The 17126-nt window shown below is 67.0% G+C and carries 24 protein-coding genes; 2 read left to right on the top strand and 22 right to left on the bottom strand.

All coding sequences use genetic code 11. From position 1 onward, the window contains the following. Nucleotides 1–12: 12 nt before the first annotated feature. From glmM to ACGFSA_RS04605, 4 genes are all read right to left on the bottom strand, one after another. On the bottom strand, nucleotides 13–1371 hold the full coding sequence (glmM, locus tag ACGFSA_RS04620; protein WP_393299569.1) for a phosphoglucosamine mutase: 1359 nt from the start codon (nucleotides 1369–1371) through the stop codon (nucleotides 13–15). Nucleotides 1372–1589: 218 nt separating this feature from the next. Beyond that, nucleotides 1590–2117 carry a 30S ribosomal protein S9 gene (gene rpsI, locus ACGFSA_RS04615; protein WP_037688031.1) on the bottom strand — a complete coding sequence of 176 codons (528 nt, stop codon included), beginning with the start codon at nucleotides 2115–2117 and terminating at the stop codon, nucleotides 1590–1592. A 44-nt stretch (nucleotides 2118–2161) separates the two neighbouring features. Then, nucleotides 2162–2605, bottom strand: coding sequence for a 50S ribosomal protein L13 (gene rplM / locus ACGFSA_RS04610; RefSeq protein ID WP_037688030.1), 444 nt, complete (start codon nucleotides 2603–2605; stop codon nucleotides 2162–2164). Between the two features lie 383 nt (nucleotides 2606–2988). Next, on the bottom strand, nucleotides 2989–4617 hold the full coding sequence (locus ACGFSA_RS04605) for an ABC-F family ATP-binding cassette domain-containing protein (RefSeq protein ID WP_393300267.1): 1629 nt from the start codon (nucleotides 4615–4617) through the stop codon (nucleotides 2989–2991). 58 nt (nucleotides 4618–4675) lie between these two features. On the opposite strand from ACGFSA_RS04605, the gene ACGFSA_RS04600 reads away from it, so the two are divergent. Together ACGFSA_RS04600 and ACGFSA_RS04595 are read left to right on the top strand one after the other, a co-directional pair. Continuing rightward, nucleotides 4676–5530 carry a hypothetical protein gene (locus ACGFSA_RS04600; protein ID WP_393299565.1) on the top strand — a complete coding sequence of 285 codons (855 nt, stop codon included), beginning with the start codon at nucleotides 4676–4678 and terminating at the stop codon, nucleotides 5528–5530. 17 nt (nucleotides 5531–5547) lie between these two features. Beyond that, nucleotides 5548–5709, top strand: a complete 162-nt coding sequence (locus ACGFSA_RS04595) for a hypothetical protein (RefSeq protein ID WP_393299562.1) — start codon at nucleotides 5548–5550, stop codon at nucleotides 5707–5709. A 16-nt stretch (nucleotides 5710–5725) separates the two neighbouring features. On the opposite strand, the gene truA is transcribed toward ACGFSA_RS04595, so the two are convergent. From truA to ACGFSA_RS04505, 18 genes are all read right to left on the bottom strand, one after another. Next, the gene (gene truA / locus ACGFSA_RS04590) at nucleotides 5726–6580 is read right to left on the bottom strand and encodes a tRNA pseudouridine(38-40) synthase TruA (RefSeq protein WP_393299559.1); all 855 of its coding nucleotides are present in this window, start codon (nucleotides 6578–6580) and stop codon (nucleotides 5726–5728) included. A gap of 87 nt (nucleotides 6581–6667) precedes the next feature. Then, nucleotides 6668–7168: a 50S ribosomal protein L17 gene (gene rplQ / locus ACGFSA_RS04585; RefSeq protein ID WP_266982582.1), complete on the bottom strand. Its 501-nt coding sequence runs from the start codon at nucleotides 7166–7168 to the stop codon at nucleotides 6668–6670. Between the two features lie 296 nt (nucleotides 7169–7464). Further along, nucleotides 7465–8487: a DNA-directed RNA polymerase subunit alpha gene (locus ACGFSA_RS04580; RefSeq protein ID WP_024755423.1), complete on the bottom strand. Its 1023-nt coding sequence runs from the start codon at nucleotides 8485–8487 to the stop codon at nucleotides 7465–7467. Nucleotides 8488–8596: 109 nt separating this feature from the next. Further along, the gene (rpsD, locus tag ACGFSA_RS04575; RefSeq protein WP_358856908.1) at nucleotides 8597–9223 is read right to left on the bottom strand and encodes a 30S ribosomal protein S4; all 627 of its coding nucleotides are present in this window, start codon (nucleotides 9221–9223) and stop codon (nucleotides 8597–8599) included. 29 nt (nucleotides 9224–9252) lie between these two features. Then, nucleotides 9253–9657 (bottom strand): 30S ribosomal protein S11, encoded by a 405-nt coding sequence (gene rpsK, locus ACGFSA_RS04570; protein WP_003956432.1) that lies wholly within the window; start codon nucleotides 9655–9657, stop codon nucleotides 9253–9255. A gap of 105 nt (nucleotides 9658–9762) precedes the next feature. After that, nucleotides 9763–10143 (bottom strand): 30S ribosomal protein S13, encoded by a 381-nt coding sequence (rpsM, locus tag ACGFSA_RS04565; RefSeq protein WP_018519286.1) that lies wholly within the window; start codon nucleotides 10141–10143, stop codon nucleotides 9763–9765. A 198-nt stretch (nucleotides 10144–10341) separates the two neighbouring features. Then, complete coding sequence (gene rpmJ, locus ACGFSA_RS04560) at nucleotides 10342–10455, bottom strand: 50S ribosomal protein L36 (protein ID WP_003956441.1); 114 nt, start codon at nucleotides 10453–10455, stop codon at nucleotides 10342–10344. Between the two features lie 60 nt (nucleotides 10456–10515). Continuing rightward, nucleotides 10516–10737 (bottom strand): translation initiation factor IF-1, encoded by a 222-nt coding sequence (gene infA / locus ACGFSA_RS04555; protein WP_003956442.1) that lies wholly within the window; start codon nucleotides 10735–10737, stop codon nucleotides 10516–10518. A 181-nt stretch (nucleotides 10738–10918) separates the two neighbouring features. Further along, nucleotides 10919–11755: a type I methionyl aminopeptidase gene (map, locus tag ACGFSA_RS04550; RefSeq protein WP_393299552.1), complete on the bottom strand. Its 837-nt coding sequence runs from the start codon at nucleotides 11753–11755 to the stop codon at nucleotides 10919–10921. A 121-nt stretch (nucleotides 11756–11876) separates the two neighbouring features. Beyond that, nucleotides 11877–12536 (bottom strand): adenylate kinase, encoded by a 660-nt coding sequence (locus ACGFSA_RS04545; RefSeq protein ID WP_393299549.1) that lies wholly within the window; start codon nucleotides 12534–12536, stop codon nucleotides 11877–11879. Beyond that, the gene (gene secY, locus ACGFSA_RS04540) at nucleotides 12536–13855 is read right to left on the bottom strand and encodes a preprotein translocase subunit SecY (protein WP_393299546.1); all 1320 of its coding nucleotides are present in this window, start codon (nucleotides 13853–13855) and stop codon (nucleotides 12536–12538) included. The genes ACGFSA_RS04545 and secY overlap by 1 nt, the downstream gene beginning before the upstream one ends. Before the next feature lie 223 nt (nucleotides 13856–14078). Further along, a complete protein-coding gene (gene rplO, locus ACGFSA_RS04535) occupies nucleotides 14079–14534 on the bottom strand; it encodes a 50S ribosomal protein L15 (RefSeq protein WP_037688017.1) in 456 nt (151 codons plus the stop codon). Nucleotide 14535: 1 nt separating this feature from the next. Further along, on the bottom strand, nucleotides 14536–14718 hold the full coding sequence (rpmD, locus tag ACGFSA_RS04530) for a 50S ribosomal protein L30 (protein WP_030914154.1): 183 nt from the start codon (nucleotides 14716–14718) through the stop codon (nucleotides 14536–14538). Next, a complete protein-coding gene (gene rpsE / locus ACGFSA_RS04525) occupies nucleotides 14718–15323 on the bottom strand; it encodes a 30S ribosomal protein S5 (RefSeq protein ID WP_030914151.1) in 606 nt (201 codons plus the stop codon). The genes rpmD and rpsE overlap by 1 nt, the downstream gene beginning before the upstream one ends. A gap of 47 nt (nucleotides 15324–15370) precedes the next feature. Continuing rightward, nucleotides 15371–15754 (bottom strand): 50S ribosomal protein L18, encoded by a 384-nt coding sequence (gene rplR, locus ACGFSA_RS04520; RefSeq protein WP_030914149.1) that lies wholly within the window; start codon nucleotides 15752–15754, stop codon nucleotides 15371–15373. Between the two features lie 2 nt (nucleotides 15755–15756). After that, nucleotides 15757–16296 carry a 50S ribosomal protein L6 gene (gene rplF / locus ACGFSA_RS04515; RefSeq protein ID WP_366133248.1) on the bottom strand — a complete coding sequence of 180 codons (540 nt, stop codon included), beginning with the start codon at nucleotides 16294–16296 and terminating at the stop codon, nucleotides 15757–15759. A gap of 21 nt (nucleotides 16297–16317) precedes the next feature. Beyond that, nucleotides 16318–16716, bottom strand: coding sequence for a 30S ribosomal protein S8 (rpsH, locus tag ACGFSA_RS04510; RefSeq protein WP_366073125.1), 399 nt, complete (start codon nucleotides 16714–16716; stop codon nucleotides 16318–16320). 224 nt (nucleotides 16717–16940) lie between these two features. Further along, nucleotides 16941–17126: a type Z 30S ribosomal protein S14 gene (locus ACGFSA_RS04505; RefSeq protein WP_003948630.1), complete on the bottom strand. Its 186-nt coding sequence runs from the start codon at nucleotides 17124–17126 to the stop codon at nucleotides 16941–16943.

The raw sequence follows: 17126 nt of genomic DNA, 5'->3' as shown, positions 1-17126 counted from the left end.
GTGCGGCGAAGGTCACCCGAGGGCGGACTTCACCACGTCGGCCAGCCGCCCGGCCACCGACCGTGCCTGATCGATGTCGGCCGCCTCGACCATGACCCGTACCAGCGGCTCGGTGCCCGACTGGCGCAGCAGTACCCGCCCGGTGTCGCCCAGCTCGCGCTCGGCCTCCTCGACCGCGGCGGCCAGCTCCGGGGAGGTGGCGACCCGGAACTTGTCGACGTCCCGGACGTTGACCAGGATCTGCGGGAGCCGCTGCATGACACCGGCCAGGTCGGCGAGCGTACGGCCGGTGGCGACGACCCGGGCCGCCAGCAGCAGGCCGGTCAGTGTGCCGTCACCGGTCGTGGCGTGGTCGAGGACGATGACATGGCCGGACTGCTCGCCGCCCAGCGCGTAGCCCTCCGCCTTCATCGACTCCAGGACGTATCGGTCTCCGACGGCGGTCTGGACAAGGTGGATGCCCTCCCGCTCCATGGCGATCTTGAAGCCGAGGTTGGACATGACCGTGCCGACCACGGTGTCCTTGCGCAGCTGCCCGGCCTCGCGCATGGCGAGGGCCAGCACGGCCAGGATCTGGTCGCCGTCGACCTCCTCGCCCGAGGCGTCCACGGCGAGGCAGCGGTCGGCGTCGCCGTCGTGCGCGATGCCGAAGTCGGCGCCGTGCTCGACGACGGCGGCCTTCAGCAGTTCCAGGTGGGTGGAGCCGCAGCCGTCGTTGATGTTCAGGCCGTTCGGATCGGCCCCGATGGTGACGACCTCGGCGCCGGCCCGGGCGAATGCCTCGGGCGAGACCCGGGCGGCCGCGCCGTGCGCCTCGTCGAGGACGACCTTCAGCCCGTCGAGCCGGTTCGGCAGGACCGCGACGAGGTGGGCCACGTACCGGTCGAAGCCCTCGGTGTAATCCGTGACCCGTCCCACACCGGCACCGGTCGGACGCGCCCACGGCTCACCGGTGCGGTGCTGCTCGTAGAGCGTCTCGATCCGGCCCTCCAGCTCGTCGGAGAGCTTGTGACCACCGCGGGCGATGAACTTGACCCCGTTGTCCGGCATGGCGTTGTGACTGGCGGAGAGCATCACGCCGAGGTCGGCGCCCAGCGCGCCGGTGAGGTACGCCACCGCGGGGGTGGGCAGCACACCGACGCGCAGGACGTCCACGCCCGCGCTCGCCAGACCGGCCACCACGGCGGCCTCCAGGAACTCTCCGGACGCGCGGGGGTCACGGCCCACCACCGCGGTCGGCCGATGCCCCTCAAGGGTGCCCGTCTCGGCGAGCACATGCGCCGCAGCGACCGACAGACCGAGCGCGAGCTCGGCCGTCAGGTCCGCATTGGCGACGCCGCGCACACCGTCCGTGCCGAAGAGTCGTCCCACTGGTGTCCTCCGAAGATGCTCCGAAACCGAACTGCGAAAACAAAACAAGTCATGACAGGCATGACCCAGGACGACGCAAGGCAACAAAGAGCCATGCCAAGCATGGCGGGCCTATGAACGTCTGATGCCGTTATACGCCTGTGGGTGCCAATAAACGAACGCCCCGGGGGCACAGGAGTGCCTCCGGGGCGAACGTGTACAGCGGGTGAGCAGGCGGATTAGCGCTTGCTGTACTGCGGAGCCTTACGGGCCTTCTTGAGACCGGCCTTCTTGCGCTCGACCGCACGGTCGTCGCGGGAGAGGAAGCCGGCCTTCTTCAGCGGGGCGCGGTTGTTGTCCACGTCCGCCTCGTTCAGCGCACGGGCGACACCGAGGCGCAGGGCACCGGCCTGACCCGAGACGCCGCCACCCGAGATGCGGGCGATGACGTCGTAGCGGTTGTCGAGCTCGAGCACCTTGAAGGGCTCGTTGACTTCCTGCTGGTGCACCTTGTTGGGGAAGTAGTCCTCAAGGGTGCGACCGTTGATCTTCCACTTGCCGGTGCCCGGAACGATCCGGACGCGGGCAATGGCGTTCTTGCGACGGCCAAGGCCGGCGGCAGGCTGCGGCTCGCCGAAGCGGGACGCCAGCGACTCGCTGGTGTACTCGCCCTCGACGGGAACCTCGGATTCGAAGGTGGTCACCTCGGCGAAGACCTCTTCGCCCTCGGTGCCCTCGATGGGGTTCTCAACAGTGGTCTCGGCCACGATTCTCCTCAGATCTTTCTTTACGTCTTAGGGGGAGGCCGGAACTACTGCGCGACCTGGGTGATCTCGAACGGGACCGGCTGCTGCGCAGCGTGCGGGTGCTGGTCGCCCGCGTAGACCTTGAGCTTCGAGAGCATCTGACGGCCCAGGGTGTTCTTGGGGATCATGCCCTTGATGGCCTTCTCGACAGCCTTCTCCGGGTTCTTGGAGAGGAGCTCGTCGTAACGCACGGAGCGCAGACCACCCGGGAACCCGGAGTGGCGGTACGCCATCTTCTGGGTCTTCTTGTTGCCGGAGAGGTGAACCTTCTCGGCGTTGATGATGATGACGAAGTCGCCCATGTCCATGTGGGGGGCGTAAATCGCCTTGTGCTTGCCTCGGAGGAGGTTCGCAGCCGTGGTGGCCAGACGACCCAGGACGATGTCCTGCGCGTCAATGATGTGCCACTGGCGCGTCACATCGCCGGGCTTGGGGCTGTACGTACGCACGGTCGTAGCCTTCGCTTCTTCAGTGAGTGAGTCCTGACAAGGCCACCCGGACGATCGAACCAACCTTGGCGGCGCTACGGGGACGCAACCCGAGTGCCTGCCGCTGGTCATCGGCCCGGTGGACCGGCGTAAGGGCCCCTCGCGTGAGAACGACCAAGCCAATACGCATAACAAACCAGAAGAATACCGTCGCTCCCCCACGCGGGTCAAAACGCGCCGCAGACCCCGCCTGTCAGGGCGCCGATCGGCGTCCGGACAGGCGCCGGATCCAGCCCGTCCGGCCGCCGGATCCGGCCTCTCCCGGCGCCGGATCCAGCCCGTCCGGCTTGAAAAGCGGGGGCCTGGGGGGGCGGAACCCCGCATCACACCCGCCCCTTCATCCTCTACCGCGCCCGCTCCACCCGCCGCTCGTCCCACACCGGCTCCGCCGTCTCCCGCACCACCCCGTCCGACCCGAACACCAGGTACCGGTCGAAGGACTTCGCGAACCACCGGTCGTGCGTGACGGTCACCACGGTCCCGTCGTACACCTCGAGCCCGTCCTGCAGCGCCTCCGCCGACTCCAGGTCCAGGTTGTCCGTCGGCTCGTCCAGCAGCAGCGCCGTGGTTCCCGCCAGCTCCAGCAGCAGGATCTGGAACCGTGCCTGCTGCCCGCCGGACAGCTTCTCGAAGGGCTGGTCGCCCTGCCGCTCCAGTTCGTACCGGCGCAGTACGGACATCGCCCCGCCCCGGTCCTTCGCATGCTCCGTCCACAGAATCTCGACGAGCGTGCGACCCATCAGCTCCGGATGGGCGTGCGTCTGCGCGAAATGCCCGGGCACGACCCGCGCACCGAGCTTCCACTCCCCCGTGTGCGCGACCGGTTCCCCGGCCAGCAGCCGCAGGAAGTGCGACTTGCCCGAGCCGTTCGAGCCGAGGACGGCCACCCGTTCCCCGTAGTAGATCTCCAGGTCGAACGGCTTCATCAGCCCGGTCAGCTCCAGCCCCTTGCAGGTCACCGCCCGCACCCCGGTGCGGCCACCGCGCAGCCGCATCTTGATGTCCTGCTCGCGCGGCGGCTCCGGCGGGGGCCCGGCCTCCTCGAACTTCCGCAGCCGGGTCTGCGCCGCCTGGTAGCGCGAGGCCAGCTCGTGGCTGATGGACGCCGCCTGCCGAAGGCTGAGCACCAGCTTCTTCAGCTGGGCGTGCTTCTCGTCCCAGCGTCGCTTCAGCTCCTCGAACCGGGCGAACCGGTCCTTGCGGGCCTCGTGGTACGTGTCGAAACCGCCGCCGTGCACCCACACGTCGCTGCCCGCCGGACCGGGCTCCACACTCACGATCTTCTCGGCGGCCCGGGACAGCAGCTCCCGGTCGTGCGAGACGAAGAGGACCGTCTTACGGGTCTCCTTGAGCTTCCCCTCCAGCCACCGCTTGCCGGGCACGTCGAGATAGTTGTCCGGCTCGTCGAGCAGCAGCACCTCGTCCGGCCCGCGCAGCAGCGCTTCGAGCACGAGCCGCTTCTGCTCACCACCACTGAGCGTGCGGACCTCACGCCACTGCGCCTTCTCGTACGGGACCCCGAGCGCGGCCATGGTGCACATGTCCCAGACCGTCTCGGCCTCGTACCCGCGGGCCTCCGCCCAGTCGCTGAGGGCCTGCGCGTACGTCATCTGCGCGGCCTCGTCGTCGACGGTGAGAATCAGCTCCTCGGCCTTGTCGACGGCCTGCGCCGCCTCCCGGATGCGCGGCTGGGCGACGGAGACGAGGAGGTCCCGGACCGTACGGTCGTCCCGCACCGAGCCCACGAACTGCGGCATCACGCCGAGTCCGCCGCTCACCGACACCGTGCCGCCGTGCGGCTGGATCTCCCCGGACAGCAGCCGCAGCAGCGTCGTCTTCCCGGCGCCGTTCGCCCCCACGAGGGCGACGACGGCCCCGTCCGCGACCCGGAACGAAGCATCGCCGAGCAGCACCCGCCCGTCCGGTAGGTAGTACTCGAGATGGCCTGCTTCAAGATGTCCCATGCACAGCATTGTCACGGCCCGCGAAGCCCTGGCCCAACCGGTTTACGCCTCCTCTAGGATTCGCCGCATGAGCTTTGGGCAAGGGGGGCCCTCCTGGGGGCCCGGAGGCGATCACACTCCGGACTGGGCAGCGCTGGCCGATGAATCCGCCGCGCGGAGCCGTCGCAAGAAATGGCTGATGATCGGCGGCGGCGCCCTCGCCACCGCCGCGACAGCGGCGATCGTCGCCACAGCCGTCATCTCGGCCAACGACAACGGCGGCTCCACCGGCTCGGGCAGGAACGCGAGCCAGTTGCCGGGCCCCGCCGATCTGCCGACCGACTCGGCGGAGCCCGAGCCGTCCTTCTCCACGGTGGCGCCTCCGCCCCCGCCGGACCCGAAGGACTACATATCCGATGTGAAGAAGGACAGGGCGCCGATCTCCATCGACTCCTTCTACCCCGGCAGAAAGCTGACGATGGGCGACCGCGTCTACGCCAAGGGCGCCACGCACCGCACGACGAACTGCGCCGCGACCACCCAGGGCGCGCTCGGCTCGGTCCTCACGAACAACGGCTGCGACCAGGTCATCCGCGCCACGTACAGCAGGGCGGGGGTCGCCGTCACCGTCGGCGTCGCGGTCTTCGAGACGGAGGCGCAGGCCAAGAAGGCGGCGCAGCAGGCGTCCGGCGGCCTGGCGTCGCTGAGCGGCGCGGGCGTGCCGACGTTCTGCCGCGGCGGTTCCATCTGCCGCCGCACCGCCAACTCGTACGGCCGCTACGCCTACTTCACCATCGGGGGCTTCACGAACGGCACGAACGTCACCAAGGCCGACAAGAACGTCTTCGCGGTCGGCAACGACCTGACGAACTTCACGTTCCGTCAGATCCACCACCGTGGCGAGGTCCAGGCCTCGGCGGCGGCGACCGCGCCCACCAGCTGACACGGCCCCAGGAATCGGTGGCAGCCGCCGCGGGCTTCGCCGACCAGCCCCACCTCACCAGGACCGCCCGCACCCTCATCCGCCGCGCCCCGGCCTCGCTCGGACGCGTTGCCGCACCGGAACGTCACCGGCAGGGCCGAGGAACGGCGGCGACGCGCATCGAGGCGGTCCGGCGGTAGCGGACGGCACAGGCTCTCAGCAGCAGCCGCCCCCCGGCAGCGTCCGCATGTTGCGGGCCTCCTTGTTGCGCGCGGCGAGCAACTCGTCGGCCGGGTAGGCGACTTCCTCCAGCGTCAGTCCGTGCGGCCGCACCACGTGCACCCCCGGGTTCCGCACCCCCGCCGCCAGCACCTGGGCCGGCCACGGGTCGGGGCGGCGTCCGTCCCCCACGAACAGCATGGCGCCGACCAGCGCGCGCACCATGTTGTGGCAGAAGGCATCGGCCTGCACGGTCCCCGTGATGACTCCGGACGCCTCGTCCCGTACCCACCTCAGCTTCTGCAGCGTACGGATGGTGGTCGCACCCTCGCGCTTCTTGCAGTACGCGGCGAAATCGTGCTCCCCGACCATCCTGGCCGCGGCCGCGTTCATCGCGTCCACGTCCAACGGCCGGTCGTGCCAGAGCACATGCCCGCGAGTCAGGGGATCCGCACCGCCGGGCCGGTCCGAGATCCGGTACGCGTACCGCCGCCACAGCGCCGAGAAACGCGCGTTGAACCCCGCCGGAGCCTCGGCCACCCGCCAGATCCGTACATCGGGGGCCATCCGGCCGGCCATCCGACGCAGCAGCAGCGCGCCGTGCTCGGCCCACACCCCGTCCGGCAGATCGACATGCGCGACCTGACCGCGGGCATGCACCCCGGCATCGGTGCGCCCGGCGACCGTCAGGTCGTACGTCCGCTCGGACCGCGTCACGGTACGCAGCGCGTCCTCGATCTCCCCCTGCACCGTGCGCCGCGCCGTCTGCTTCGCCCAGCCGGAGAAGTCCTTGCCGTCGTACGCCAGGTCCAGCCGCACCCGTACGAAACCGGGCTCTACTTCGTCACTCACCCAACGATCCTCTCAAGCCTGAACGTACGGAACGGGCCCGCACCGCCCCGAAGGGTGATGCGGGCCCGTCCAGTGGTCTCAGAACGCTCAGGCGTCCTTGGACTCCGCGTCGGCCTCGGCCGGCTTGGCGTCCTCGACGACCTCGGCGGACTCGTCCTTCTTGAGGGAGTCCTCCTTGACCGCACGCTTCGTCGCGGCCTCGGCCTCACCGGTGGCCTGCTGCGCCACGGTCAGCGCCTCGACCAGCTCGATGACGGCCATCGGGGCGTTGTCGCCACGACGGTTGCCGATCTTGGTGATGCGCGTGTAACCACCGGGGCGGTTCTCGTAGCGCGGGGCGATCTCGGTGAAGAGCGTGTGCACGATGCTCTTGTCCGTGATCGTCTGCAGAACGAGGCGACGGTTGTGGATGTCGCCCTTCTTCGCCTTGGTGATCAGACGCTCGGCGACCGGACGCAGGCGGCGGGCCTTGGCCTCGGTCGTCGTGATGCGGCCGTGCTCGAACAGCGACTTCGCGAGGTTCGCGAGAAGCAGACGCTCGTGCGCGGCGCTGCCGCCCAGACGGGCACCCTTTGCGGGACGCGGCATGGTGTTTCTCCTTGTGTGCTGCACCGGCCGTATCAGGTACCGGTGTCAGTTCCCGTGAAGCGGCCGCCTCACGGAAGATCATGGGCCATCCGGACACCAACCCGGCCGATGAGATCAGTCATCGGCCGAAATCAAGCCCGTCCGGCGATTGAGGACAAAGCCCTCACCTCAGGCCGAAAATCAAGCCCGTCGAGGGGGTCCCCCCATGCCCTTGAGGCTATGGGGGAGATTGAGGACAAAACCCTCACCCCGGTCCGGGGCGCCCGAAAAAATCAGGCGCCCCGGCCGGAGGCGTACTAGTACTGCTCGGTCTCGACGAAGCCCGCGTCCGCGTCGTCGTCGGCGCCGAAGGCGTCGGCGGCAGCGGTCGGGTCGAATCCGGGCGGGCTGTCCTTGAGCGCCAGGCCCATACCGGCCAGCTTCGCCTTGACCTCGTCGATCGACTTCGCACCGAAGTTGCGGATGTCGAGCAGGTCGGCCTCCGAGCGCGCCACGAGCTCACCCACGGAGTGGATGCCCTCACGCTTGAGGCAGTTGTACGAGCGGACCGTGAGCTCCAGCTCCTCGATCGGCAGCGCCAGATCGGCAGCGAGCGCGGCGTCCGTCGGCGACGGGCCCATGTCGATGCCCTCGGCGTCGATGTTGAGCTCGCGGGCCAGACCGAACAGCTCGACCAGGGTCTTACCGGCCGACGCCATGGCGTCACGCGGACGCATGGCCTGCTTGGTCTCGACGTCGACGATCAGCTTGTCGAAGTCGGTGCGCTGCTCGACACGGGTCGCCTCGACCTTGTACGTGACCTTGAGCACCGGCGAGTAGATGGAGTCGACCGGGATACGGCCGATCTCCTGGCCCGCCTGCTTGTTCTGGACGGCGGAGACGTAGCCGCGACCGCGCTCGACGGTCAGCTCCATCTCCAGCTTGCCCTTGCCGTTCAGGGTGGCGAGGACCAGGTCCGGGTTGTGGACCTCGACACCGGCCGGCGGGGCGATGTCAGCAGCGGTGACCAGGCCGGGACCCTGCTTGCGCAGGTACATCACGACCGGCTCGTCGTGCTCCGAGGAGACGACCAGCTGCTTGATGTTGAGGATGAGGTCGGTGACGTCCTCCTTGACGCCCGGCACGGTGGTGAACTCGTGCAGGACACCGTCGATCCGGATGCTGGTGACAGCAGCGCCGGGGATCGAGGAGAGGAGCGTGCGGCGGAGAGAGTTACCGAGGGTGTAGCCGAAGCCCGGCTCCAGCGGCTCGATCACGAACCGGGAGCGGAACTCGTCGACGACCTCTTCGGTCAGCGACGGACGCTGAGCGATAAGCATGCTGTGGTCCTTCAGTCGTGGGCGCCCACTATTTGACGCCCCCAGGTACTGACAAGGGTACGGGCGGCACGACCCGAAAGAGCCGTACCGCCCGGACCCGTGAGCTCTCCTACTTGGAGTAGAGCTCGACGATCAGCTGCTCCTGCACCTGGGTGTCGATCACCTGGCGCTCGGGCAGGGAGTGCACGAGGATCCGCAGCGTCGACGGCACGGCTTCGAGCCATGCCGGGACGGTGCGCTCGCCGGCCTCGGCCTGGGCCACCTGGAAGGGGGTCAGGGCCTTGGACTTCTGGCGGACCTCGATGACGTCGTTCACGGCGACGCGGGCCGACGGAATGTCGGTCTTCGTGCCGTTCACGGCGATGTGTCCGTGACGCACCAGCTGACGGGCGTGGTCGCGGGACTTGGCGAAGCCGGCCCGGTAGACCACGTTGTCGAGGCGGGTCTCAAGGATGCGCAGAAGGTTCTCACCGGTCTTGCCGGTCTTCTGGTTCGCTTCCTTGTAGTAGTTCACGAACTGCTTCTCAAGGACACCGTAGATCCGCGAGCACTTCTGCTTCTCACGAAGCTGAAGAAGGTACTCGCTGTCCTTGGTGCGCCCGCGTCCGTGCTCACCCGGGGGGTAAGGACGGATCTCGATCGGGCACTTCGCGCTCTCGCACTTGCTGCCCTTAAGGAACAGCTTCTGCTTCTCCCGACGGCAGCGCTTGCAGTCGGCCCCGGTGTATCGCGCCATTTTCCAGTTGTCTCCGTTGCTTCAGTGCGTCAGACGCGACGGCGCTTGGGCGGCCGGCATCCGTTGTGCGGAGTGGGGGTGACGTCCTGGATCGAACCGACCTCGAGGCCGGTGGCCTGGAGGGAGCGGATCGCGGTCTCGCGGCCGGAGCCCGGACCCTTGACGAAAACGTCAACCTTGCGCATGCCGTGCTCCTGCGCGCGGCGGGCGGCCGACTCGGCGGCCATCTGCGCGGCGAAGGGGGTGGACTTGCGCGAGCCCTTGAAGCCGACGTGGCCGGCGGAGGCCCAGGAGATCACGTTGCCCGAGGGGTCCGTGATCGAAACGATCGTGTTGTTGAACGTGCTCTTGATGTGCGCGTGGCCGTGAGCAACGTTCTTCTTTTCCTTGCGACGCACCTTCTTGGCTGCGCCCTGACGTCCCTTGGGGGGCATGTCTTTACTCCAGATGGAGAGGGGAGGTGATCGGTCCTACAGCGAAGACCGCTGGATGCTGCAACGGCCCGGGGATCCGGACTGCCACAGTGCGTCCGCTGAGGACTACTTCTTGCCCGGCTTCTTCTTACCGGCGATCGCGCGACGCGGACCCTTGCGGGTACGAGCGTTCGTGCTGGTGCGCTGGCCGTGGACCGGCAGGCCGCGGCGGTGACGCAGACCCTGGTAGCAGCCGATCTCGACCTTGCGGCGGATGTCGGCCTGAATCTCGCGACGGAGGTCACCCTCGGTGCGGAGGTTGGCGTCCACGTACTCGCGGATCTTGACCAGGTCCTCTTCGGCCAGGTCGCGAACGCGCGTGTTCGGGTTCACACCCGTGGTGGCGAGGATCTCCTTGGACCGGGTGCGCCCGATACCGAAGACGTAGGTGAGGGCAACCTCCACGCGCTTTTCGCGCGGGATGTCAACACCTGAAACGCGTGCCATTCAATGGCTCCAGTTGTTATTTCGGGGGTCTTCCGCAGTACCACTCCCGGCCGCCGACCGCTTCCCAGAGGGAAGCGGTGGTACGCCCGGGTCCCCGGCCCCCGCCGGAGGTGTCGTCAGCCGAAGCTTGGACGGGCACTGCGTATGTACGTATTACGTGCGTCGCGCGAAGTGCTGCGAGATGCAGGGGGTCGTGCGTCAGCCCTGGCGCTGCTTGTGGCGCAGGTTGTCGCAGATGACCATGACCCGACCGTGACGGCGGATCACCTTGCACTTGTCGCAGATCTTCTTGACGCTCGGCTTGACCTTCATGGGATGTCAGGTTCTCCGGGTCAGTGCCACCACCCCGCCGTAGCAGGGCGTGGGCAAGATCTACTTGTATCGGTAGACGATCCGGCCACGCGTCAGGTCATACGGAGAGAGCTCCACCACGACCCGGTCGTCCGGGAGGATTCGGATGTAGTGCATCCGCATCTTGCCGGAGATGTGCGCGAGGACCTTGTGACCGTTCTGGAGTTCCACCTTGAACATGGCGTTCGGGAGGGACTCGATCACGGTGCCCTCAATTTCGATGGCACCTTGCTTCTTGGCCACGCTTCGCCTTTCGAATCGGCTACCTTGATCGACTCTCTGCGCCGCATGTGGACACACGGATGCACGAGAGCCGACGAGTCAGTCTACGTCAGCGGACCCCAAAAGACGAATCCGTCAAGTTTGCCCACCGGAGCAGATCCTTAGACCTGCCCGGGGGCGCGTTCTCCGCCGGTGGGGCCCCTCAGCCCAGCGGGTCCGGCGCGGCCTGGATCCCGTACTCCGCCAGCTTCGCGCGGCCGCAGTCGGGGGCCGTCAGGACCAGGGGGCCCTGCTCGGTCAGGGCGATCGAGTGCTCCCAGTGCGAGGACCAGGTGCCATCGGTCGTGATGACCGTCCAGTTGTCCTGGAGCACCTCGGTCTGCGGCGTACCGAGCGAGACCATCGGCTCGATGGCCAGGCAGACGCCGGGAACCAGCTTGATGCCCTTGCCGCGCTTACGCGCGACGTAGTTCAGCAGGTGCGGGTCCATGTGCATCTCGGTGCCGATGCCGTGGCCGCCGTAGTCCTCGATGATCCCGTACTTGCCGGTGGCCGGACGCGGCTGGCGACGGATGTAGGACTCGATCGCCTTCGAGATGTCGACGAGGCGGTTGTTCACCTTCATCGCCGCGATCCCGGCCCACATGGACTCCTCGGTCACCCGGGACAGCTCGATGAGCTCCGGAGCGTGACCGGTGCCGACGAACGCCGTGTACGCCGCGTCGCCGTGCCAGCCGTCCACGATCGCGCCGGCGTCGATGGAGATGATGTCGCCGTCCTTGAGGACGGTCTTCTCGTCCGGGATGCCGTGCACGACGACCTCGTTGACCGAGGCGCAGATGCTCGCGGGGAACCCGCCGTACCCGAGGAAGTTCGACTTCGCACCGTGGTCGGCGATCACCTTGCGTGCAACCTGGTCCAGGTCGTGGGTGGTGGCGCCGGGCACCGCCGCCTCGCGGGTGGCCGCGTGAATGGCAGCGACCACCAGCCCCGCCTCACGCATCTTCGCGATCTGCTCGGGGGTCTTGATCTGCACCATTGCGCGGCGCCTCTCTGCATCGAACGGGAACGGGTGCGGCGTACTCCACGATACGGCGCAAACAGTCGGCCGCGGCGCCCAAGGACGCCGCGGCCGTCTGTACAGGTAATACGGGTGTTTCTCAGTCCTCGCGGACCTTCTTGAGGGCTTCCATCGACCGCTTGGTCACGTCCTCGACCTTGCCGAGCGCCGAGATCGTGACCACCAGGCCCTGGGCCCGGTAGTAGTCGATGATCGGCTCGGTCTGCGTGTGATAGACCTCGAGCCGGGTCCGGACCGTTTCCTCGGTGTCGTCGTCGCGCTGGTACAGCTCGCCGTCGCAGGTGTCGCAGACGCCCTCGGTCTTCGGCGGGTTGTACGTCACGTGGAAGACGTGCGCGCTGTCGTTGCGGCAGATACGCCGGCCCGCGATGCGCTTGACGACCTCGTCCTCGGGGACCTCCAGGTCGAGAACCGCGTCCAGCGTCACGCCCTCGCTCTTGAGCATCTCGTCGAGCGCCTCGGCCTGGCCCACGTTGCGCGGGAAGCCGTCGAGCAGGAAGCCGTTCACGGCGTCCGGCTGGGACATGCGGTCCTTGGCCATCGCAATGGTGACCTCGTCCGGCACCAGCTGCCCCGCGTCCATGTAGGCGCGGGCCCGCTTGCCAAGGTCAGTGCCCTGGCTGATGTTGGCGCGGAAGAGGTCGCCCGTGGAGATGTGCGGAATCGACAGGTTCTTGGCAAGGTACGCAGCCTGCGTTCCCTTGCCGGCACCGGGCGGCCCGACGAGGACGATTCGCATCAGCGGAGGAACCCTTCGTAATTGCGCTGTTGGAGCTGACTCTCAATCTGCTTCACGGTCTCCAGACCCACACCCACGATGATGAGGATGCTCGTCCCGCCGAACGGGAAGTTCTGGTTAGCGCCGCCGAAGCCTGCCAACGCCATCGTCGGCACGAGAGCGATCAGACCCAGGTACAGCGAGCCCGGCCAAGTGATCCTGTTGAGCACGTAGCTCAGGTACTCGGCAGTAGGTCGACCAGCCCGGATACCCGGGATGAACCCACCATACTTCTTCATGTTGTCGGCGACTTCCTCGGGGTTGAACGAAATCGCCACATAGAAGAAGGCGAAGAAGACGATCAACAGGAAGTACGTCGTGATGTAGTACGGGTGGTCGCCCTTGACGAAGTTGTCCTTGATCCATGTGGCCCAGCCCGCAGTGGAGTTGGAGAACTGGACGACCAGGGCCGGAATGTAGAGCAGCGAAGAAGCGAAGATGACGGGAATCACACCCGCCTGATTCACCTTCAGCGGGATGTACGTGGACGTACCGCCGTACGACCTGCGGCCGATCATGCGCTTCGCGTACTGCACCGGGATACGGCGCTGGGCCTGCTCGACGAAGACCACGAGGGCCACCATGACGAAGCCGACCAGGATGACGGTGCTGAACTCGATCCAGCCGTCCGCCAGCTTGCCGCTCTGCTTGATGGCCCACAGGGAGCCGGGGAAGCTGGCAGCGATCGAGATGAACATCAGGATCGACATGCCGTTGCCGATGCCGCGGTCGGTGATGAGCTCACCGAGCCACATGACGGCAGCGGTGCCCGCGGTCATGGTGATCACCATGACGATGGTCGTGAAGATCGAGTGGTTCGGAACGATCTGGTCGGCGACCGGGCAGCCGCTGAACAGCGCGCCGCTGGTGGCGGTGGCCACCAGGCCGGTGCCCTGGAGGATGGCGAGCGCGACGGTCAGATAACGCGTGTACTGCGTGATCTTGGCCTGGCCGGACTGCCCCTCCTTCTTGAGCGCCTCGAGTCGGGGAATGACCACGGTCAGCAGCTGAAGGATGATGCTGGCCGTGATGTACGGCATGATGCCGAGCGCGAAGATCGTGATCTGCAGCAGTGCACCACCGCTGAACATGTTCACCAGGCCGAAGAGGCTGTTGTTGCCCTTGCTTGCCTGGTCAACACAGGTCTGGACGTTCTCGTAGCTCACTCCCGGTACCGGGATGTGCGCCCCGAGCCGGTAGAGCACGATGATGCCGAGCGTGAAGAGCAGCTTCTTGCGCAGGTCGGGCGTCTTGAACGCCCGGGCGAACGCGGTGAGCACGGTGCCTCCTGCGACCCCCGCGCAGAGCGAGAGGTGACGGTCTTGAGGATCGACAAATACGAAAGAGTCAAAGATTCCCGGGCATGCGCCCAGGAGTTACCACAGCAACAGTGCACGCCACCTTACCGGCGACCATGCCCACCTAGGAACGACCAACCGGGGATGCCCCAAATAAGAGGCATCCCCGGTCGGATGTTCAAGCCATCGAGTTGTCCGAGTTGTCTCAGACGAGCTCAGTGACGGTGCCGCCGGCGGCGGCAATCTTCTCCTTGGCGGAGCCGGAGACGGCGTCAACCGAAACCTGCAGCGCCACGGAGATCTCGCCCTGTCCGAGGACCTTGACGAGGTGGTTGTTGCGCACCGCACCCTTGGCGACCAGGTCGGCCACGGTGACCTCTCCACCCTCGGGGTAGAGCGTCGCGAGCTTGTCCAGGTTCACGACCTGGTACTCGGTGCGGAACGGGTTCTTGAAGCCCTTGAGCTTCGGGAGACGCATGTGGAGGGGCATCTGGCCACCCTCGAAGCGCTCCGGAACCTGGTAGCGGGCCTTCGTGCCCTTGGTACCACGACCAGCGGTCTTACCCTTGGACGCCTCACCACGACCCACACGGGTCTTGGCGGTCTTGGCGCCCGGGGCAGGCCGGAGGTCGTGGGCCTTCAGCGGGTTGTTCTCCGCCATGTCAGTCGACCTCCTCAACCGTCACGAGGTGGCGGACGGTGTGAGCCATGCCGCGGAACTCGGGACGGTCCTCCTTGACAACCACGTCGTTCAGGCGCTTGAGCCCGAGCGAACGCAGGGTGTCGCGGTGGTTCTGCTTGCTGCCGATGTACGACTTCGTCTGCGTGATCTTGAGGCGAGCCATTACGCACCCGCTCCCGCACGTGCACGAAGCAGAGCCGCGGGGGCGACGTCCTCGAGCGGCAGACCACGGCGAGCCGCGATCTCCTCGGGACGCTGCAGGCCCTTGAGGGCCGCCACGGTCGCGTGCACGATGTTGATCGCGTTGTCGGAGCCGAGCGACTTCGACAGGATGTCGTGAACGCCGGCGCACTCCAGAACGGCGCGCACCGGGCCACCGGCGATAACACCGGTACCGGGGGAAGCAGGCTTCAGCAGGACGACGCCCGCAGCCTTCTCGCCCTGGATCGGGTGAGGAATGGTGCCCTGGATACGCGGAACCTTGAAGAAGTTCTTCTTGGCTTCTTCCACGCCCTTGGCAATGGCCGCGGGAACTTCCTTGGCCTTGCCGTAACCGACACCGACGGTGCCGTCACCATCGCCCACCACGACCAGCGCGGTGAAGCTGAAGCGACGACCACCCTTCACAACCTTGGCGACGCGGTTGATCGCGACAACGCGCTCAACGTACGCGGTCTTCTCGGCGGCAGCTGCGCCGCCGTCACGGCCCTTCCGGTCCCGCCGCTCGCCGCCACCGGCACCGCTTCCGCGGCGCTGGGGTCCAGCCATTGGATTTACCTCTCTCTGTTACGTCCGCTGTGCGTAGGAACCGGGGCTTAGAACTTCAGCCCGGCTTCACGGGCGGCGTCAGCCAGAGCGGCAATCCGCCCGGCGTACTGGTTACCACCGCGGTCAAACACGACGGCCTCGACGCCTGCGGCCTTGGCACGCTCAGCGACCAGGGCGCCGACCTGCTTGGCCTGGGCGCTCTTGTCACCCTCGCCACCACGGATGGACACGTCCAGGGTCGACGCCGACGCGAGCGTGTGGCCCGCGATGTCGTCGATGACCTGAGCGACCATGTGGCGGTTGGACCGCGTCACGACCAAGCGCGGACGCTCCGGCGAACCGGAGATGTGCTTGCGGACGCGGATGTGGCGACGCTTGAGGGCGGCACGCTTGTAGGCGTCGCCCTTGGCGATCTTTACGCCGTATGCCATGGCTACTTACCAGCCTTTCCGACCTTGCGGCGGATGACCTCGCCGGCGTACTTGACGCCCTTGGCCTTGTACGGGTCAGGCTTCCGCAGCTTGCGGATCTTGGCCGCGGTCTCGCCGACCTTCTGCTTGTCGATGCCCTCGACGGTGAACTTCGTGGGGGACTCCACCTTGAAGGTGATGCCCTCCGGGGCCTCGATCAGGATCGGGTGGCTGTAGCCCAGGGCGAACTCCAGGTTGGAGCCCTTCGCCTGGACGCGGTAACCGACACCACTGATCTCGAGCGCCTTGATGTATCCCTGGGTCACACCGGTGATCATGTTCGCCACCAGCGTGCGGGACAGGCCGTGAAGGGCCTTGTTCTGACGCTCGTCGTTCGGGCGGACGACGTTCAGGACGCCATCCTCACCCTTGGTGACCTCGATCGGCGCGGCAACGGTGTGCGAGAGGGTGCCCTTGGGGCCCTTCACCGCGACCGTACGGCCATCGATGGTGACGTCCACACCGGCGGGAACCTGGATGGGGAGCTTGCCGATTCGCGACATGAGCTATTCCTCCGTTCCCGACTACCAGACGTAGGCGAGGACTTCCCCACCTACGCCCTTCTTGCTGGCCTGCTGGCCGGTCAGGAGACCGTGGGACGTGGAGATGATCGCCACGCCCAGGCCGCCGAGGACCTTCGGCAGGTTGGTGGACTTTGCGTATACACGCAGACCCGGCTTCGAGATTCGCTTGATGCCGGCGATCGAGCGCTCGCGGTTCGGGCCGAACTTCAGCTCGAGGACGAGGTTCTTGCCGACCTCGGCGTCCTCGACCTTCCAGCCGGTGATGAAGCCCTCCTGCTGGAGGATCTCCGCGATGTGCGACTTGATCTTGCTGTGCGGCATCACGACGGTGTCGTGGTACGCCGAGTTCGCGTTACGCAGACGCGTGAGCATGTCTGCGATGGGATCAGTCATGGTCATGAATTGGCCTTCGGCCTCTCTCGCCGGGGTTTCCTGTATGCGCCATCCCTCTCCCCACTCAGTGGCGGGACGGGTGCGGTGCGGGGACCTACGGCGTAGTAAGTCGGTCTTGGGCGGCAGGCGCCCAACCCCACAAGCCTACGGCATGTGAGGCCGGACTCCTGCCGACCAGATGCTTACCGAGAGCTTCCGGGTAGTCCCAACGCCCAAAGGGCGAAGGAGACTTACCAGGAACTCTTGGTCACGCCCGGCAGCTCGCCACGGTGAGCCATCTCACGAAGGCACACGCGGCACAGGCCGAACTTGCGGTAGACGGAGTGGGGCCGGCCGCAGCGCTGGCAGCGGGTGTACCCGCGGACGCCGAACTTCGGCTTACGGGCGGCCTTAGCGATCAGAGCCTTCTTCGCCAC

This window comes from Streptomyces sp. NPDC048496 (assembly GCF_043200055.1).
GTDB lineage: Bacteria > Actinomycetota > Actinomycetes > Streptomycetales > Streptomycetaceae > Streptomyces.
Note: the sequence above shows the minus strand (reverse complement) of the source record. Positions and strands in the feature narration are given on the sequence as shown.